At 55.0% G+C, this 18920-nt stretch carries 19 protein-coding genes; 10 read left to right on the top strand and 9 right to left on the bottom strand.

Features of this window, described 5'->3' with window-relative positions:
* Positions 1-14: 14 nt before the first annotated feature.
* A complete protein-coding gene (locus tag C1725_RS06885; protein ID WP_102410909.1) occupies positions 15-857 on the bottom strand; it encodes a transglutaminase domain-containing protein in 843 nt (280 codons plus the stop codon).
* A gap of 172 nt (positions 858-1029) precedes the next feature.
* Between C1725_RS06885 and C1725_RS06880 the strand changes: the two genes are divergently transcribed.
* From C1725_RS06880 to C1725_RS06870, 3 genes are all read left to right on the top strand, one after another.
* On the top strand, positions 1030-2976 hold the full coding sequence (locus tag C1725_RS06880) for a heparinase II/III family protein (RefSeq protein WP_102410908.1): 1947 nt from the start codon (positions 1030-1032) through the stop codon (positions 2974-2976).
* Between the two features lie 111 nt (positions 2977-3087).
* Positions 3088-3741, top strand: coding sequence for a rhomboid family intramembrane serine protease (locus C1725_RS06875; protein ID WP_102410907.1), 654 nt, complete (start codon positions 3088-3090; stop codon positions 3739-3741).
* Between the two features lie 5 nt (positions 3742-3746).
* Positions 3747-4277, top strand: coding sequence for a nucleoside-triphosphatase (locus tag C1725_RS06870; protein ID WP_346026874.1), 531 nt, complete (start codon positions 3747-3749; stop codon positions 4275-4277).
* A 118-nt stretch (positions 4278-4395) separates the two neighbouring features.
* Here the strand turns inward: C1725_RS06870 and tatC are convergent, their stop codons facing one another.
* Genes tatC through C1725_RS06855 form a run of 3 tightly spaced genes read right to left on the bottom strand, consistent with a single transcriptional unit; the run spans position 4396 to position 5694 of the window.
* Positions 4396-5151 (bottom strand): twin-arginine translocase subunit TatC, encoded by a 756-nt coding sequence (tatC, locus tag C1725_RS06865; RefSeq protein WP_102410905.1) that lies wholly within the window; start codon positions 5149-5151, stop codon positions 4396-4398.
* 27 nt (positions 5152-5178) lie between these two features.
* Positions 5179-5373, bottom strand: a complete 195-nt coding sequence (gene tatA, locus C1725_RS06860) for a twin-arginine translocase TatA/TatE family subunit (protein ID WP_102410904.1) — start codon at positions 5371-5373, stop codon at positions 5179-5181.
* Between the two features lie 18 nt (positions 5374-5391).
* Complete coding sequence (locus C1725_RS06855) at positions 5392-5694, bottom strand: twin-arginine translocase TatA/TatE family subunit (protein ID WP_102410903.1); 303 nt, start codon at positions 5692-5694, stop codon at positions 5392-5394.
* 883 nt (positions 5695-6577) lie between these two features.
* Here C1725_RS06855 and C1725_RS06845 point away from each other — a divergent pair.
* The 4 genes from C1725_RS06845 (at position 6578) to C1725_RS06830 (ending at position 12584) form a co-directional block, all read left to right on the top strand.
* Positions 6578-7726, top strand: coding sequence for a hypothetical protein (locus C1725_RS06845; RefSeq protein WP_102410901.1), 1149 nt, complete (start codon positions 6578-6580; stop codon positions 7724-7726).
* A 51-nt stretch (positions 7727-7777) separates the two neighbouring features.
* Positions 7778-9982, top strand: a complete 2205-nt coding sequence (locus C1725_RS06840; protein WP_102410900.1) for an extracellular solute-binding protein — start codon at positions 7778-7780, stop codon at positions 9980-9982.
* A gap of 96 nt (positions 9983-10078) precedes the next feature.
* Positions 10079-11443 carry an MATE family efflux transporter gene (locus C1725_RS06835; RefSeq protein WP_346026427.1) on the top strand — a complete coding sequence of 455 codons (1365 nt, stop codon included), beginning with the start codon at positions 10079-10081 and terminating at the stop codon, positions 11441-11443.
* 28 nt (positions 11444-11471) lie between these two features.
* Positions 11472-12584: an Mbeg1-like protein gene (locus tag C1725_RS06830; protein WP_102410899.1), complete on the top strand. Its 1113-nt coding sequence runs from the start codon at positions 11472-11474 to the stop codon at positions 12582-12584.
* 222 nt (positions 12585-12806) lie between these two features.
* Here the strand turns inward: C1725_RS06830 and C1725_RS06825 are convergent, their stop codons facing one another.
* The 4 genes from C1725_RS06825 to C1725_RS06815 form a co-directional block, all read right to left on the bottom strand.
* The gene (locus C1725_RS06825; RefSeq protein ID WP_102410898.1) at positions 12807-13508 is read right to left on the bottom strand and encodes a hypothetical protein; all 702 of its coding nucleotides are present in this window, start codon (positions 13506-13508) and stop codon (positions 12807-12809) included.
* Positions 13509-13537: 29 nt separating this feature from the next.
* Positions 13538-13891, bottom strand: coding sequence for a response regulator transcription factor KdpE (locus C1725_RS19255; RefSeq protein ID WP_346026426.1), 354 nt, complete (start codon positions 13889-13891; stop codon positions 13538-13540).
* 75 nt (positions 13892-13966) lie between these two features.
* Entirely contained in the window at positions 13967-14116 is a 150-nt protein-coding gene (locus tag C1725_RS19250) for a response regulator (protein ID WP_346026873.1), read from the bottom strand.
* 327 nt (positions 14117-14443) lie between these two features.
* Positions 14444-15079, bottom strand: a complete 636-nt coding sequence (locus C1725_RS06815; RefSeq protein ID WP_102410897.1) for a GDSL-type esterase/lipase family protein — start codon at positions 15077-15079, stop codon at positions 14444-14446.
* Positions 15080-15217: 138 nt separating this feature from the next.
* On the opposite strand from C1725_RS06815, the gene C1725_RS06810 reads away from it, so the two are divergent.
* The 3 genes from C1725_RS06810 to C1725_RS06800 all read left to right on the top strand — a co-directional run bounded on the left by C1725_RS06810 (position 15218) and on the right by C1725_RS06800 (position 16318).
* Positions 15218-15655, top strand: a complete 438-nt coding sequence (locus C1725_RS06810; RefSeq protein ID WP_102410896.1) for a hypothetical protein — start codon at positions 15218-15220, stop codon at positions 15653-15655.
* Positions 15656-15747: 92 nt separating this feature from the next.
* The gene (locus C1725_RS06805; RefSeq protein ID WP_102410895.1) at positions 15748-16101 is read left to right on the top strand and encodes a DUF3796 domain-containing protein; all 354 of its coding nucleotides are present in this window, start codon (positions 15748-15750) and stop codon (positions 16099-16101) included.
* Positions 16094-16318 carry a helix-turn-helix domain-containing protein gene (locus C1725_RS06800; RefSeq protein ID WP_102410894.1) on the top strand — a complete coding sequence of 75 codons (225 nt, stop codon included), beginning with the start codon at positions 16094-16096 and terminating at the stop codon, positions 16316-16318. Before C1725_RS06805 ends, C1725_RS06800 begins: the two co-directional genes overlap by 8 nt.
* A gap of 197 nt (positions 16319-16515) precedes the next feature.
* Here C1725_RS06800 and C1725_RS06795 read toward each other — a convergent pair whose 3' ends face one another.
* Positions 16516-18918 carry a GH116 family glycosyl hydrolase gene (locus C1725_RS06795; protein WP_102410893.1) on the bottom strand — a complete coding sequence of 801 codons (2403 nt, stop codon included), beginning with the start codon at positions 18916-18918 and terminating at the stop codon, positions 16516-16518.
* Between the last annotated feature and the right edge of the window lie 2 nt (positions 18919-18920).

Genomic DNA, 18920 nt, shown 5'->3' with positions numbered 1-18920 from the left:
CCTTTCCTTCTCGATCAGTAATACCGATCCATTTTATAGTCCGACCCCGTCATCTTCTTGGTGTAGTTCATCGCCACGAGCGTCGCGTCTACGATGCTCCATTTGCCGTCCAGATAGACGCGGTTCCAGGCATGCGCCATGCCCTGAACGCTTCCGATGGCGATCTGTGTAGGCACGCCTTCGGCGCGCAGCATCGCGGCCATGAGCGAGGCGATGTCGAAGCAGATGCCCGTTCCCGTGTCGATGGTAGCGTCCACATCCGGCATGTATCCAGGCTGCACCGTCGCCATTTTGATGTAGTCGTACGACACGTGTTTGGTGATGTAGGTGTAAACCGCCGTCAGCTTTTCGCTATCCGTCGAGGCGCCTTCGCAAACCTGCTCGGCCAGCGCCACCGCCTTGGATTGCGGCGTATACCACACGTATTGATTGGGATACAGGAATGTTTTGTTTTCGTCCTCCATCTTGGCGCTCAACGTCTTAGAATAGACCTGCGCGTACTGCGTGCCCTTCACCTGCTCGTAGACGCGGATGTCGTATTTGCCGCTGCCCAGCTGAAGCGGAAAGACCTCATATTCCCCGTCGCTGCGCAGGTGATAGGTGAACGTCTTCTTCCCCTGCCCGATGCGCACTCGCTGCTCTTTTTCGCTTTCGCGTTTGATCATCACGTAACCTTCCGAGGCGTTCCCTGCGTTCAGCGTGACGCCGCCCTTGGCGTAGACGCCGTCGTCGGATACCTCGGGATAGAGCGCGGCAACGGCGGCAAGCGCGAAACAGCTAAGCAAAAAAAGGGTGCACAACCAGAGCGCGCATTTTCCGCGCCTTTCGCCCCTGCCCTTCGTATCCTGCTGAATCATGCCTCGCTGCACCGTTCCTATTTCAATCTTTCCTTATTGTAACAAAGGCCGGATAAAAAAGCAATTCATCCGCCGGATGAAATCTTCCGGAAGGCAGGTTTTTCCTACGTCCGCGAAGAACTGAGCATATCAAGTCCTCGCCCTGCACACACTACACAAAGGAGCGTCCTCCATGGAAAAGATGACAGGCTGGCTAACGAACCCCGACGCAGCGGCGCGTTTCTACGCCCGCGGTTATCCCAAGGAAGCGCGGGATACCCTGGCTCTCGCGGACGAAATCTGTCAAAACACGTTTACGTTCCGGGGCCATTGGGAGATGGAACGCACGCACGAACCCGTTTCGTTCCCGGAGGGGATCGTCTGGAATCGCGTTCCCGCCGGCGACCCGGAGTGGGTTTACGCCTTTTCGCGCCATACGTTTCAGGTGACTCTGGGACGTGCATACCGTCTTTCCGGCGATCCGCGCTATGCGGAGCAGTTCGCACGGTTGGCCCTGGACTTCATGGATCGCGTGCCCCTCACGCCTGAAAGCGAACAGACGACCTGGCGCGCCATCGAGGCGGGCATCCGATGCGAAAGCTACCTCAAGGCGCTGGAGCTCTTTTCGGGCAGCGCCGCGCTCACTCCCGCGCTGACGGACAGAATCGCCGCTTTTCTCGCCGCGCACGGCGAATACCTCCTGCGCGCAAGCGGCGTCTTTCAGCGCCTGAGCAACTGGGGCGTCCTGCAGGATCACGGCCTGCTGCTCGCGGGCATCTACCTCGGGAACGAAACGTACGTACAGACCGCGCTTCGCCGCCTGAGCGCCGAGCTCTCCCTGCAGGTGATGGACGACGGCACGCACTGGGAGCAGAGCCCTATGTACCACTGTGAGGTTCTGCACTGCGCGATGGACAGCGTGCTCATCGCCCGGAGAAACGGCATTGCGGTGCCCGAGGTGCTGGAAGAGCGCGTGCACGCGATGGCGCGCGCGCTTTCCGCCTGGGTGAAGAGCGACGGCCGGATTCCCTGCCAGTCGGATTCCGACGACACGGACGCGCGCGATCTGCTCTGCGAAGCGGCGCTGCTCTTCAGCGACGGCCAGCTGCGCGCCCGCGCGGGCGGCAGGCTTCCGGCGGAGGCGATCTGGAACCTGGGAGCGCAGGCGCAGCAGGAGCTGAACGCTTTATCGCCGCTCCCCGCCGTGCATCCCAGCGACGCACTGCCCGACAGCGGCAACTACATGCTGCGAAGCGGCCTGGGCGCAGACGCTGTCAATCTACGCTTTCACTGCGGCAGCATGGGCAGCGGCCACGGCCACGCGGATACGCTGCACGTCAGCCTTAGCGCGGACGGGGAGGACATCCTGATCGACGCGGGCCGGTACACGTATGTCGATTCGCCGCTTCGTCTTTCGCTCAAGTCGCCCGCCGGGCACAACGTCACGCTGCTCGACGGTCAGCCCTTCACCGAATGCACCGCGACCTGGGAATACGGTCGCATTGCGCCAAGCGTCAAGGGACAGCACAAATTTACGCCGCTAGCGGATTACGTCAGCGGCGCGCATCTGGGCTATCCCGGCGCGTTCGTCTCGCGCAAAGTCGTCTTCCTGCGCGCCGGGCTATTCGTGCTCTTCGACGCTTTCCATGCGCCCGGCCGCCACGCGGCGGAGCAGCGCTTCCACTTTAATCCCGACGGCATCGTGTCGCTAGAGGACGGCGTCGTGCACTATCGGGGACGCCGCGCGCAGGCCGCGCTGCAGTTCCCCGGCGGCGGAGCTCTGTCCCTCGGCACGTTTCCCTGTTCGCGGGAATACAACCGTCTGGAGGAAGGAGCGCTGCTTACCGTGTCGCGTGCCTTCGAGGGCTTCGGTTCGATGCTCTGCGTAGGCTCCGTGGGAAGTGAAGCGCCGCGGGTGAAAAAGCTTTCCATCGCGCGTCTTCGTATCCCCTCTCCCGTTCCCGATGCGCTTGCAGAGGCAGTCGAGATTTGCTGCGCCGGGGAGCGCTATGTGGTGCTGTGCTGCCATGGCGAGTGTTTCTCGGGGGTGGAACTGTTCGATGTAGGCGGTTTCAGCGGTTACGGGCAGGTGCTCGTCTTCTCAGATGGAAATCCTGAAGGCACGGTGCTCGCTTGGTAAGAAAAATGGACAGATCGCACGCCTTGCGGCGGATTTCAGGCGGAAGGCCTTGACAGGCGCATGACGGTTGCGATAAGCTTTTGAAACAGAACAGACGAAAGGATCCTGCGGATGAATAAAGTATTTACCTCAATGGAGCGTTGGTTTCGACGTCACTCCATTCGCAACCTGATGAACTACATCGTAGGCGGCATGCTGATCGTGTACCTCGCGGACTTTCTGCTGCCGAGCCTGCACCTGTCGTCGCATCTCAGCCTGAATATGGGGCTCGTCCTGCGCGGGCAGATCTGGCGGCTTGTGACCTTCGTGCTGCTGCCCCCGAACACCTCGCTCTTCTGGATCATCTTCAGCCTTTACTTCTATTGGATGATCGGCAGCGCGCTCGAAAATCACTGGGGTACGGCGCGCTTCAACATGTTTTACTTCGTGGGCATCCTCGGCAACATTCTTGCCGCCGCGCTCACAGGCGGCGCGACAAATACCTACCTGAACCTTTCCCTCTTTTTGGCGTTTGCGGCCGTTTACCCCAACTTCGAACTGATGGTCTTCTTTTTCCTGCCGGTCAAGGTCAAGTACCTGGCGCTGCTGGACGTGCTCTTCTACGCCTGGAACCTGATCGTGGGCCCCTGGAGCGAGCGTGCGTCCATCGTCTTTTCGTTGCTCAACGTCATCCTCTTCTTCGGCGGAGATCTGCTTTCCACCATTCGCAGGGAATCCAGCTACTGGAAGACGCGCGCCAACTTCCGGCGGACGATGCGCAGGTGATTGCGATGATACGCCATCTCTTTCTCACCGGAGAAAAGCAGGTTGGAAAGTCCACCCTGCTTCGCCGTCTGCTGAGCGGCTTTTCCCTCCTCCCCGCGGGCTACGAGACGCGCCTGTGGCAGATGGACGGCGAGCGGCGCGGCTATCTTTTCCACAGCTTTTCCCCGATCGCCCCCTATCAAAACGACTGTCCCTGTTCTCTCAGGCTCGCGCAAAAGCGCAGCATTCCCGTGCTGCCCGTCTTTGAAGAGATCGGCGCCGCCTCGCTGCACGCCGCCAGGCGCGGCGAGCAGCCTGTCATCCTGATGGACGAGCTCGGCAAGCTTGAGCGCGACGCGAAGCGCTTTGAAGAAGCGGTGCTCTCCTGCTTCGACTGCGGCAAGCCGGTGCTTGGCGTGCTGCAAAAAGGAGAGTATCCGTTGAAGCAGGCGATTTTATCGCGGCCCGACGTGTGCTGCCTGACCGTCACCCCGGAAAACCGGGACGACCTTTTCGTGCAGGCACAGTCCGTCCTTGCGGGAATCCTGGCAAAATGAAAGCTGGCGATGCCCGCTTCCCTGACTGTCACAGACTGCATTGCGCCATGAAAAACCGCCGTGCGATTCGGTGCAGGAGGCAACGCCTCTGCACCGGCCGCGCGGCGGTTTTTGCTATTTATGAACGTTCCCTGGGTTTGACGACACGGGATACCTGCACGCCAACCTCGAAGAGCAGCAGCATCGGCAAGCCCAGCATCACCTGTGATACGATGTCAGGCGGCGTCAAAACCGCGGCGAGCACGAAGATGCCCAAGACAACATACTTGCGCGCTTTCTTCAGCTTCGCGTAATTCACCCAGCCGACGCGCGTCATCATGTAGATGGCGACGGGCAGTTCAAAGACAAGCCCAAACGGCAGGATAAATGCGAACAGGAAGCTGACGTACTTGTCGATCGAGAGCAGCGGCGTCGCCAGATTTTCACCGGCGACGAGGAAAAAGTCAATCGCCAGCATATAGACCGCATTGTAGCAGAAGAGCACGCCCATCAGAAAGAGCAGCAGCGCGAGAAAAAACAAGCTCTTAAACAGGCGCTTCTCGTTTGGATACAGCGCAGGCTTCACAAACTCCCAGATCTGCCAGAAAATGACCGGACAGGCCACCACCACCGCAGCGATAAGCGACACCTTAAACTGCGTCACCAGCGCCTCGGACACAGCGGTATAGATGATTTCGACTCCCCGCTCGACGATTGGGCGGGTAATAAAATCCATCAGCGGCGTGCAAAACAGGTAAAACACCACGACAAAAGCGACGGCAATCGCGCCAAAGCTGATCACCAACGTCTTGCGAAGCGCCAGCAGATGCGTCAGAATCGGCTGCTTGCTTTCAGTAATTTCCTTGTTTTCATTCGTTCCATTCGTTTCCTGCATGCTTCACTCCGATAAAAGGGCCGCGGCTTACGCCTGCGGCTCGTCCTTCTTCTCTTCGTCCTTCTTTTCGTCTTCCTTCTTGGCGTCGTCGTCCTTGACTTCCTTCTTGAAGTCCTTGATGCTCTGCCCCAGCGCCTTGCCGACGCCCGCGAGCTTGCCGCCGCCGAACAGCACCAGCGCCAGCACCAGAATCAGAATAATCTCCGTCGTTCCAAGTCTCATGAAAATGCCCTCCCCGAATTACTTCTTTTTGATGTCCTTTTTGATCTGCCTTATATCCTTGTTCAGATCCTGCTTAACTTCGCGAAGGTCTGCGGACACATCCGCCTGGCGCATCGTATCCTTAATGTCCTTCTCGGTTTCCTTCAGCTCTTCCGTCACCTCCAGGAGGCCTGTTTCTTCCTTCACCTCCTGAATAAACGACCGGATGTACTTCACAAACCGGCCCAACGCACGCGCGACCTTCGGCAAATCCTTGGGCCCCACGACGATGAACGCAATCAGCAGGATCAGGATCAGCTCGGACAATCCGATATTAAACATCTTCTTACCTCTCCTGGCCTTTGGTATGTACACATATTATACGATACGAAATGCGAAAAGTAAAGGCAACCTTTTGCGCCCTCCGTTTCAGTGTGCGGGTTATTATACACGAAAACGCGCTGATTCGCAATCGTTTCAGAAACTTTTTGCTAAGATTTTAACAGTATGGCTGCATCGAGTCCGACCTGTCCTGGGAATGCGCACCTCATTTTATCGTCTTAAACGCGGAGGGCATTTAACAAAATCTTGATATTTATAACCATTTTTAGCAATATAATGGTATAATTAAATTGTAACAATAACAAAGCCTTCCAAACGACAGCACTTTTTGAGGACGAAGATGAAGTATTCATCTGCTTTATAAACGCAGCTCACAATTATGTAAAAACCTTTTGTTTCGTGAACACGAAGGAGTCAAGTATCAAGAAAGTAATTGAAGGCATCCCTATTTAATCGCGGATTCCTGCTCTAAGTATCATCTGGTTTCATACCTGTTTATTGCGTCGTTCCGTCCACTATGCGGGCGTGCTTTGGAAAAGCCTGTGTTAGAATCCAGGCCGAATGCTTTTATCTTGTCTTTTCATGCCATCTTCTTGGGCGGCTTCATTGTACAAAAAATTGGCGCGCTGATAGATCGCCTAAACGAGGAGGGATTCCTGTGGCTCGATGGCAGTAACTCCGCTTCTAACCCGTTCAACCAACCAGGAATAGAGAAGGAGAACAATGCAGCAACCGTTTTCAGGTGTACGGCAGCGGAAAACTTAAAGTAACCGGTTGGTGTACGCCAAGCGAAAACATTCCTCTGCAGGACAGTGGAATCACCCAAAACATGACCCTTACGCTCAGAGCGCAGGGCTCTGCCCTGCGCCTTATGGAGGGAAATATGAGTATAAAATTAAAGCAGTCGATTACTGTTTTTTTATCGGTCATCCTCGCTTTACTGTGCTCAACTACTTACGCGGACACAGAACGGTATAATATCTCTCAGCTAGGTGATCTTTGCGCTGATGGCTGGCATGACATTTATCAGGCTTACGGAAGGACAATACAAGTAGATCTTGAAATCGAAGTGCCCGCAGTTGATAAGGCCCCGGTGATTCTTGTAGAGGAGATGCCTCCACTGCCTGAACAACGCCAACGCGAACTCAAGGAAAAGTATTTAAACGTAAAGGACGACAACCCGATTAATGGACATGACTTCAGATCAGATGAATGGTCTACCGTGTTGGAGTACAAATTACCCTACCGGCTCAACGAAAAAGCCGGTGAGACTATGCTGACGGTCACTTGGCCTCGGCGGGCATTCACGGAGTATGATTGGTCAAAGGCCTATGCTGACAACAACCCGCTGACCCTTGAAGACGCGTTTGATATTGTGAACAGGCATTTTCACGACGTTTTCCCTGACATAGACTTGATGGTAAAGGATATTGCCTTAGAAGACAGGTACCTTGATAAAAAGACGGGAAAACCCATTCGAGATATGGGCGGATATCTCATGATGTGCAAGCAGCTTTTTCATGGAATCCCGCAGATTACAAGTGCGCACCGGACCTTCCGGGCCAGTGTCAATAACGAAACCGATGGAGAAATTTTATTTAGCGTCGATTATGAAACCCGCGCTACGATTGTTGCTGAGGATGCTTATACGCTCAACTGTAAGCTTATAAGGGAAAAGGAGCTGCTGCATGAGGATATTCCATTGCTGCCGTTTTCAGAAATAAAGCCGAACATTGTAGATTTAATAAAAAAGGGAAACGTTCGGAACGTTTACAAAGTTCAACTGGCGTACGTGGTTTTCGATAATCCTGATGACCTAAACAACTCTTTCGTGCTGCTTCCCTGCTGGGTGGCGTGGTGTGAATATTATAAGGATGCAAAGACAGAAATGAATGAGTTTCAGACAAATGAGCCTTTTTTCGAAACTTCGTATTATAAACCCATAATCATCAATGCGCAAACGGGTATTCTCCTGAATCCCGAAAGCAAGGATCCTTTACGGTCAAGATGTCCCGAAATCATCACGTGGTAAACCGAAAAGCAAATATTCGTTCGTCATTACTCCCGACAGGAGGCATACTTAATGAAAAAAGCATTCTATCTGATGCTCTGTGCCTTCTTGGCATTTATCATTCCCAAGATAAGCTACGGTGAAATATCAAACAGTACGATCGTAGCCGATACACAAGCAGGTTTTATCCGAGGTGCCTGCGAAATCGACGACAAGGCGTACATTCTTAGCAATTTAGGCGTATTCCGCTGGAACTATATTTCAGAGGAACTCGAAACCGTGCTGGATTTATCTCTTTATCAAAAAAATGGCCTTTCCTCCGTGAAACCAGAGACCCCCATCGAGCTCAGTCTCTGGGAAAAGGGCATCGGATATATCTTTGTGCTGAACGGTCAACTCTTTGGCCTTCACCCATATAGCGGACAGGTTTTCCATATCAGCCAACAAAAAGCGACTCCCTATGCGGTAATTCCCAGGGAACAGTTTCTTTATACGGATCAGGATGTTATGCAGGCAAAGGAGATCATAAGCTGTTTGACATCGGATAACACCTTATATTTGGTCTTGGAGAGCTTTACATACGAGGCTGGCGCTGTACGGGAATTGTATGCCTGGGATCTTCAATCAACGGAAATGGCGCTGCTGAATGCTCCGGACATTAGCGCTGCATTTCCTGGTGACAACGGCATGCTTATTGCTCGTGTGACGAATAAAGATACCGGTGCATCTACCATATGGCTCTACGATGCTTCTATCCAGAGCTACACAAAACAGCTTTGGGATGAGGCCACCGAACCGGGGAATGGGTTTGTTTGGAATGCGGAAACAAAGACGCTTTATTTTACCGGGGATAACGGAAAAGTAAAGGAAGTGCTCTCTGAAGACACCACTCAAACCAAAGCATATCTTCCATTGAACTTCTCTTCATCTACCGATTTTGCGTACCTTTCTAATCAAGGCGGGTATGTATATGTGAGCAATGGCAGTATATTTAACCGTGATATTTCACAAAAGGGCGAAATGAAACAGACGACCGTTCGAGTCATGGGATTACTGAATCCAACGGTCACCGTTGCTTTCTCCGCAGCGCATCCTGAAATCTCTCTCATTATTGAGCAGGATTCTACGGACTTTGATAGCATACAAAAATCCATGGTATCCGGCGAAAGCGCCATAGATCTCTATATATTGAATACAGGGCGTTCTTATCAGGATGTTCGAGATAAAGGCTACGCCGCACCCCTGAGCGACAGCAAGCACCTAACAGATTTGGCAAAGCAGTTTTATCCGTTTATTCAGGATGTTCTTTACCTTGATAACGAATTGGTTGCATTCCCCATATCCATCTTGCCAAATACTTGGACTCTAAACGAGACAAAATGGAATGAATTTGGCCTCGGTGATGTTCCTGATACTTGGAAGGAGCTATTTGATATCGCGGAAGTCTGGAAAACAGAGTATGCAGAGGAACATCCAGATTATACGGTGCTGCAATGTAGTTTTGGATTTAAAGGAATTATTTCAATGATCGTGAAGCAATACTTGCTTCAACACGAGACCACGGATACTCCGGTTGACTTTAACAATGATGACTTCAGGGATGTTGTAGCGTTAGCATGGGCGCATCAGGAGTACCTGCAAAATGAACCGGAACTGAATCCGCTGATGATGACCTATTATCAGTATTATGGAACCGGATACAACGACTCTGACCGCGTGATATCTATCGCTCCCCCAGCCTTTGCAGAGGGAAAGCCGAGGATGACCATGGCTACGATGGATGTATTTATACTAAATCCTTTATCACAAAACAGGGACGCTGCGATTCAGTTTCTCGAATTTTATGCAGAACACATGGATAATGTAAACAAGTATTCATTGAACGCAACGTTGAACACGCCCTTGAGGCCTACAGGCTTTGAGACCGAACAGGCGGCGGCATCGGAAAAAATTGCATACCTCGAGGAACAGCTTGAAACAGCTGACGCTAATGAAAAAGCAGATATTGCGGCATTAATCGACCTGGAGAAAAGACGTTATCAACTGCGCGAGATAGAAAGTTGGGATATATCCGCCGAGAGTATTTCTATATACCAGAACATCGCGCAAGCCATGGTGGTCCCCCTTCGTTCTATTTACTCAAACAATAACGAAAGCGCGAGGGATCAGGTGATCGACCAGGTAATCTCCCGCTTTGCCGATGGGCAACTGACCATCGAACAGTTTATTGCAGAACTGAACGATAAAGCTTGGATGATTTTTCAAGAGGGGAATTGAGCCGGTGCTTTTACGCAAAGAAGTTCACAGCTTCTTTGCGCTTTTTTGATTTTTCCTATATAATAGGTTCAAACGCAAAGGAAGAAGGATTGCCCCTTGAAAGCACCGCAGTCTCCGCAGGAAAAGTTCTCTGTCATGACGACCGAGCGCATCCCGCCGCTCGTCCTTCGCCTGGCCGCGCCGACCATCGTCAGCATGCTGGTGACCTCGCTATACAACATGGCCGACACGTTTTTCGTTGGGCGCATCGGCACCAGCGCAACAGGCGCGGTCGGCGTCGTCTTTTCTCTGATGGCCATCATTCAGGCCCTGGGCTTCACGTTCGGCCATGGTTCCGGCAACTTCATCTCCCGCCGTCTGGGGGCGCAGGATACCGAGGGCGCTGAGGCCATGGCCTCGACCGGCTTTTTCTCCGCCCTCATCACAGGCCTTGCCGTCATGGTGCTGGGCCTGCTCTTTCTGGATCCGCTCGTGCAGTCGCTGGGGGCGACGCCCACGATTCTGCCCTACGCGCGGGACTACGCGCGCTTCATCCTGATCGGCTCGCCCTACATGATCGCATCTCTCGTGCTCAATAACCAGCTCCGCTTTCAAGGCAGCGCCGCCTACGCCATGGTCGGCATCGCCTCCGGCGCGGTCATCAACGTCGTGCTCGATCCCCTGCTCATCTTCGGGCTGAACATGGGCGTCGCGGGCGCTGCGCTGGCGACGATCATCAGCCAGTTCGTCAGCTTCTGCCTGCTGCTCGTGGGCACGCATCGGGGCTGCAACATCCCCATCCGTTTCAAGGCGTTCAAGCCCTCGAAAATCCGCTATCGCGAGATTCTTCGCGGCGGCTTCCCGTCCCTTTGTCGCCAGGGGCTGGGCAGCATCGCCACCATCGCGCTCAACCTGGCCGCCGGCCCCTACGGCGACGCCGCGATTGCCGCCATGTCCATCGTCTCGCGCGTGATGCAGTTCGCCATGTCCGCTGTCATCGGCTTCGGACAGGGCTTTCAGCCGGTATGCGGGTTCAACTACGGCGCAAAGCTTTATGGACGCGTGCGCGAGGCCTTCTTCTTCTGCCTGCGCATTTCGTTCGTCATTCTGCTCGTCATGTCCGTCCTGGGCATCTTCTTCGCGCCGCAGGTCATCGAAATCTTCCGCAAGGGCGACCCGGCGGTGGTGCAGATCGGCCAGTCCGCCCTGCGGCTGCAATGCATCCTCTTCCCCTTCGTCGCCTATATCACGATGGTCAACATGATGCTGCAAACTATCGGCAAGTCGCTTCGTGCGAGCGTGCTCGCCGCCGCGCGCCAGGGACTCTTCTTTCTGCCCGTCATCCTCATCCTGCCGCGCGCATTTGGTCTGACGGGTCTGCTCCTGAGTCAGCCGGTTGCGGACCTGTTTACGCTTCTGCTCGCACTGCCCCTGGGCATCGGCACGCTGAACGAAATGAAGCGCATGGAAGAAGCGAACTGATCTTTTAATTTTGAAAGGAAGCCCGCGTATGAGCAACATGCTCGATTACGTCGCCTGGCGCGGCGATCTCACGTTCCTTCAAGCGCCCTTTTGCGCCATCGACAACATCATCTTCACGCAGCTCGTCCATCTGAAGCTCGAAAAGGTGCCGAAGGCTGCGGAGAGCATCCCCCTCTTCGCAGTAATCGACGCGCTTTCTGGGGATGTGCCGCAAAAAAGCGGTGATTCTCTGGAGGCACAGCGCTACGAGCTCGCGCAGGCGCTCCTTGGCAGCGCTCGCTTCCGCGACGTAACTGTCCGCTTCTTTGAGCAAAACCTGGACGAAGCTGCTGAAAAGCAGTTCGCCGCCGTCGCCTTCGAGCTGTGCGACGGCACAGCCTTTATCGCTTTCCGCGGAACGGACGCGACGCTCGTGGGCTGGAAAGAGGACTTCAACATGTCGTTCGAAAGCCCCGTGCCCTCGCAGATCGACGCCGTCTCCTATCTGAACCGCGCGGCGGAGCGTCTGCCCGGCTTTCTGCGCGTCGGCGGCCACTCCAAGGGCGGCAACCTCGCGCTCTACGCGGGCGCGCATTGCGCGCCGCAGGTGCGCGTGCGCATCCTCAAGGTCTACAGCGACGACGGCCCGGGGCTGGACGACGCCACGCTCGCGGCTGTGGGCTATCACGCGCTTTCCGGGCGCATCGAGTCCTACATTCCGGAATCCTCGGTGATCGGCATGCTGATGGGTTACCACGACCGCTACACCGTCGTGCAGAGCTCCGGCATGGGCATCTTCCAGCACAACCCCTTCTTATGGCAGGTGCGCGGGCCGAGCTTTCTCACCCGTGCGGGCGTCAACCGTTCCAGCCGCTTCACAGACAGCACCATTCACGCCTGGCTCAACGCATGTACCTATGAGGAGCGGCGCGTCTTCATCGACACGCTCTACCAGCTCCTTCGCTCCACGAATGCGGAGACGTTCGGCGATCTTACGCGGCATTGGGGGGAAACCGCCACGGGCATTCTGGGCGCGATGCGCCACGTTCCGCCGGAGACGCGCCGCGTGCTCCTGCAGGTGCTCGCAGCCCTCGGCTCGGCAGGTGCCGCCAACCTGCGTCTGCTGGTGCCCGAAAAGCCTGCAGAACCGCCGAAAAAGTAAATCTCGTGTTCTCAAAGTGCAGGTGGAAAGCCGGCAAAGCGCGATGCGGGAGAGGCCGCATGAAGGGAAGACATTTTCTGAACCTGCGGGCGGATCGATCGGCTTTGCGGGCGCGCAGCACCCTTTCCGGCGGATTAAAAATATCGAGATAACCAGAGGACGCCCCGCCGAAGCCCATGGCAAGCTTCGGGGGAGCGTCCTGTTCATATTTTGTGCTTTTCCTTACTGGGCCCGCACGATGTCGTCGCGCAGACGATAGATCGTCGCGCCGTAATTCTTGCGGCAGAATGCGTCGACGAACCAGTCGATGTCTTTTACCGCGTCGAACTGCACGTAGGCGTAGCGCTCGCCATTCACCTTTTTGCCCTTCATGTTGGAATCCGTCCAGTGCACCTGATCGGTCTGCGGGTCGTAATCGGCGGTGAAGATCATGCTGTGCGCGCCCACGCCGTAATAGTAGTTGGCCGCCATCTGAAAATAATCGCCGCGCTGCACCTGCCGCAAGAACTCCCGCGCGAGCTCGCGGTTCTCAGCCTTGGAAAGGGCGCTGTCGTAGCGGAACGACGCCGCCTCGTAAAAGGGGTTCCCCTCTTCCGGCGACACTTCCTCCCATTCCACGCCGTAGACGTAGGGCTTGCAGGCCTCCTTGGGGTTGTTATTGGGGATCACCAGCTCGGTGTCCGGGAATTCCTCCATGCGATAAGCCGGGGCCACCTCCCGGAAGAGATAAACCGTGAAGTTTTTACAGATGTAGATGTCGCCGGAGTACTGCGCGCGCTGTGCGCGTCCGCCCGCCTCGTCGAACTTCGTCTCCGCCAGCGCGATAATGTCGTCGATCATCTCCTCCCGCGCGGAGGATTCGGCCAGCGCAAGCGCGGGCAGTGCGATCGCAAGCACAAGAATCAGGCTAAAAATTCGCTTCATAAGAATAGCACCTCAAGTTTTTGTTTTCCCTATTGTACAGGAAACGCAGGAAAATGTAAATCCTTCGCCTGCTTACCGATCCGCGATCCGGTAGCCCGCGCCGATCTCCGCAACAGATAACGCGGCTTGGCGGGGTTTCCCTCGGCCTTGCGCCGCAGGCCCGCCCTCAGCGCGCGCAGCGCCTGCGTGTCGCTGCCGTAGCCCGCGCCCCAGATTTCCCTGATGATGTAGGAAGAGGTGAACTCCTTGCCCGTGTTGCGGGAAGACAGCGGCAGCAGGCTGTACTTCCTCAGCGTCGCGTGCAGCTCGACGTCGCACAGATAGACCCGACGCTTGCCCAGGTCGATGCGCACCCGCTTACCGCCAGCAGAGAACGCCTGCATCCCCCGTCTCGGCGCTGCAGGTGGCGCAGGGCCACGCGGATGCGCGCATCAATTCCGTCGTGGAAAAGGGCTGGGTCAGGTAATCGTCTGCGCCTGCGTCCAGCGCGAACGCCTTTTCCGGATCCTGATCGCGCTCACCACGAGGATAGGCACCTGCGACCACCTGCGCACCTTTCGGATGACGTCCATACCGTCGAAATCAGGCAGTCCCCAATCGAGCAGCATCAAATCAACCGGTTCCGAAATGAGCAGGTTCAGCCCCGCCTGCGCCGCCGCATAGGCCTGAAAGATTCCTTGTTCCGGTCGATGGCAAGCACCCTCTCGCCCGCGTCGGCCAGACCGGCCCCCAGACGGCCGCAGCCCGCGATTACGTTATAGGAGGGCCGGGCGATTCTATTGATTCTACAACTACCAACGCATTGAGGTGAAAAACGGCCTTACTCCCTTCCAAATTCGGAGTAAAGCCGCCTGATGCCGCGCCATTCTACGTCCGGGTTTGTTTTTTTGTCTACTTCCGTTATAGCAGTCCACCGATCGGTTCCCGGGCTTTCTTTATGCCATTCCCCACATGCGGACGATCTCCGCTACAGCGTCCGCCATGGCCGCATGCCCCTTCGCGTCCATGTGAAGTTGATCTTCGTCGCTCGCCCGCGCGACGGCTGCGCCGTCGAGAAACAGGCACCCGAACTGCCGCGCGACCTGCTCGTACAGGGGCGAGAGCGCGCGCGATTTCTCATAAGCGCTCGCGTCGAAGCTCGCAAAGGGGCTGCTCGCGATCTGAGGGCCCGCGTGAATTGGGGAGATCAGCAAAATCTGCGGCACAGGTGTTCCCACGCCGTAATCGAACGTCCTCACGAGCCGGCAGAGCGCTTCTACCCCCTTGGCGATCACGCGCGGCGAAGCGGCAAAATGCGCTTTACAATCGTTCGTGCCCAGGCTGAGGATGACGAGATCCAGCGGTTTATGACTTTGCAGCACGATGGGCAGCGCCATGATGCCGGAGCGGTTCGGTTCCAGCGGGTCGTCCCAGACCGTCGTGCGGCCGCCCATACCCTCCTCGATCACGTAGTAATCCCCGCCCAGCAGCCGCTGCAGCCTGCCGGGCCATCGAACCTCCCGCGGATGCCGTCCGCCCGTCGGATTGGAACCGTATGTATTGGAATCGCCGAAGCAAAGGATGTTGATCATGTCGTTTCCTCCCGTTCTTGTATATTTCTCCGCACAGGATACCACCGCCTCGCGTGCTGTGCAAGAGGTATCTTGCGTTCCCGTGCCGCCTGCGGTATACTTGCACGCAAAGTGTATTGAAACAGAGAGGATGTCCTCATGAAAAGGTTTTTAAAGCAATACGTTGTTCCCGTGGCGCTGAGCGCGCTCCTCACGTCGGCCCTTTTCTTTCTGGCACACGGTATTCCCCTTTGGGGCGTGCCCGATGCGGCGGACGTAGTCTCCGTCGAAATCACGGATACGCGCCTCTCGCCTAAAGCGCGTGTGCTCGCGACGCCCAGGGATGTCGAAATGGCCGTCAACATGCTGGGCTTTTTGAACTATACGCCCGGCGCAGCCGATACGGAGGCACCATTCCTCCGCCTCGTCTACCATTTGAAGGATGGAAGCGCCCTATCGCTCGAGGTCAGCGATAAAACCGTCTATTGGCGCGGCCGCGCACACGCCGTCAAGGACGACGGCGCCAACACGTTCGCAAGCATCGCGCAGGGCTATTTTTTCTTCGACCGTGTCGCGCCGGGCAGCGCAGAAAACTGAACAAATCGCCTTCCTCCGCTTGACGTTTCGCATTAAATGTGGTATATTTCTATCATAAAGACGGAGATTTATCACATTCAGGAGGTGCCACCATGAAACGCAGCCTGTACGGTTTTTTGGGGTTCTTATCTCTGCTGGGCTTTATCGGCGTGTTTACGCCGGAAAAATCGTTCCTCGCCTTTTTCGCCTTTGCCTGCGACTTTTTGTATTTCTTTGTTCCTGCCGATGAAATGCTCGTCGAGTACATGAACCGTTCTGCGGCGCGCGCCTTTTTCCTCGGCATGCTCACCATGGCCCTGACCACGCTTTTCTCCCTGCTTTCCGCCGCGCCCGGCAAGGCGCTCGCCGTCGGCCTGTCGGTCGGCTGGGCCGCATCGGTCATCGTCTACTCCCTTTCCTCCGCTTACTATGGATTTCGTGAAAGCTGGGCCGCGCGGGATGATTAAGAACAGAATCCGCGAGTATCGCGCCCGCTTCGACATGAAACAGGAGGATTTGGCCGCACGCGTAGGCGTACGTCGGGAGACAATCGGCAATCTCGAAAAGGGGCGCTACAACCCCTCGCTCGTGCTGGCGTGGAACATCGCAAAGGTCTTTGGCGTGCCCATCGAGGAAGTCTTCCTGGTCATGGAGGATTCGGACGCCTCCGACGCTAAATCATAAAAATGGGTCTGTACAATCAAAACCGCGCCCCAAATTCAAAGTCGGGGCGCGGCTTTTTCTTTATCGGATCGGGCACACGCCGCTAGCACAGTCGCTTCCGCCGATGTCCAGCTCCGTCTCCTTGAGATCGCACCGCATCGCCGCTGCAACCCGCGATTCGTCTTCGCTTCTTCACCTGCGCAGACCGTTCACCGTGCTTACTGACGTTTCTTCAGGATCAAATCACGGCTGCCAAATAGAATGGTGATTTTTTCATCCAGGGTATTTTCATCCATCCTCTTTGATTCGTAGATTCCCCAGCTCTTTGCCGTACTGAAAAAGCACTTAAAATCATCCGTGATCGGCCGAAAACTGATCCAGCCCTCTTGAAGATTGTATGTGTACCCGCTAGCTGCGATCAAAAGCCCCCAGCTCGCCAAAGAACGCGCATAGTGATGTCCACATTCTACCTCGTTCCAAGGATTTCGTTTATGCCCATCATACCGCGACCGGACCGTCCGAATTAATTCCTCAGCTTCACTTTGCAGCCCCTCATAAATCATCAGCGTCGCGACCTGATACTCTACCCCGGTCCAAACCTCGTCGCAGTAAGGGAAAGGAAACTTTGGGCGGCCGCCATGAGGCCATGTGCACATCAGCAGACCGCCTTCCTGTTGAAGCGCATAAGCCCGCTGAACATTAAAATGGCCTTCCAGGCTCTTCCGGAAGTTGTTCTCATAGATGGAACAAACAGCGGCATGAATGTGCTGTTGAGGCAGAATGTAACCGAGGTTCAAAAGACTTGCAAGGGTTTGCCCGAAAAGTTGATCACTTAGGCAGCCGTCTCCGATCTGGTACTTATAGCGTTCAGAATGATTGAGTCTTTGCTGAAAGTACTGGCCATTATATAAGAGATGGTCAAGCTTCTCGCTGCCTCTTCTCCAGAGAGTGCAATATTCACAGGCGAGGTCGTCTTCATGCAAGTACCGCGCCATTTCAGCGGCTGCAAGCAGCGCCGTTAAAAAGATCCCATTTGTCAGTGGATTGATACCGTAAAACTCTACGTCGTATGTGTTATGCTGCATCGCGTCCAATACGCCATCGCCATCCGTATCCCATACCGTACAGGCATAGCGTATGCACTTCTTAACGCGCGGCCATACTTCACGCAGAAGATCATCATTACCGCTTAGCTTCCAGTCTCGATAAAGCCGGATGATGCACCCCATCTCCCCATCGGACGCCGGGGGATACAAATCAAACCTGCGATTGCCCAGCGCAACCGATGCCCGAAACGGCATCTCCCCGTTTTCATCCGTTTCAAACAAGAATTCTGTCCTGCGCATATCTTGTTCCAAGGTAGGAAAAAGAAAAGCGAGGGTTTGCGCATAGTTCCAAACATGGGTACAATTTCCTTCGCAGCATCCGCGATGATTGAAGCATCCCTCCCAAGCATAAAACTTTCCGTTTTCAAGTCGAAAACAGGTGTTGCTTTTCAGCACGGTAATATTCGCCGCAAGGGCATCAATCATCTCTTCGGGAAGCGTAGTGGATGACAAGGCGTTCTCAAACGCTGCAGAGGACTGGTAGAGGGCGTCATATCGCAGCGTCAGGTCTTTTGCGACATCCCATGCATCCTCGTAACGGGCCGCATAGAAATTGCGGGTCTGTTGGGCGTCAGCCTCCGCTTCCGCCAAAAAGACATGTCCATTCCATGCAGACATTCTGTTTGGGAAATGCCAGGCAAGGATAAAGACGAACTTACATTCTTCTCCGGGCTGTAACACAGCCACCTGATTCACCGATCCAATCCGCGTTGTCGTACTGCCGGACGTTAAATGGCTGTCGATTGCATCCGTAAAGGACTCCGGCGCCAAGAAACCGTCGTCCAGAAAATCGTCCCAAAAATCATGAGCTCCATCCCACCAATTTCCGTTCAGCCACTCCCGCTTGAGATTGATTTCAGCTTTGCCGGGCACTGCTGCCAGAGCCATTGATCCATATTGCAAATCATCGTTCTGCAATTCAGCCGTAAAGAAAACGCCTTTGGCCGCCTTTTCCTCTCGAATCTGGTTGACGAGTTCCCCTTTGACGATGTTTGACCCAAACAGCTCTTTTCCGACATACCCCACGACATTACAAACACTTCCGCAAACAGAGACATGCTGTACCCGCGGGGAGATGTTTTGAACCGAATAGGTAATGTGAATGGCGGGAATTCCGGAATCTTCCGGGCAAAGCGGAATGAATGGACAAAAAGACTCCATTTTGACGGAAACGGGCATGGAATCATCTTCAAAGCATACATTCGCACGGCTGACACATCCGCTGAGCGACGATTCCGCAAAACGCGGAAGGCCGCCCATGTCCCAGGAATAAACACCGTGGGAACCTTCTACGGGGCCGCTGATGGGGCCCTCGATGAGTTTGGCTTTGCACTGTTCATTTTCATCTGCCGTGCGGATCGCAAAAAATGTATACGGCGGCGTATAGCCGACGTTGGGTTGATTGAAAATTTCCCAATCAACAAACCTTCCAGATGCATTGACCGATATGCTGCCGGTTCCAATACCGCCATGCAGAAATTTTGCAACCTGTGCTTTCCAAGAATATGATTTCACAG

The organism is Beduinella massiliensis, from assembly GCF_900199405.1.
Lineage (GTDB): Bacteria > Bacillota > Clostridia > Christensenellales > Aristaeellaceae > Beduinella > Beduinella massiliensis.
Note: the sequence above shows the minus strand (reverse complement) of the source record. Positions and strands in the feature narration are given on the sequence as shown.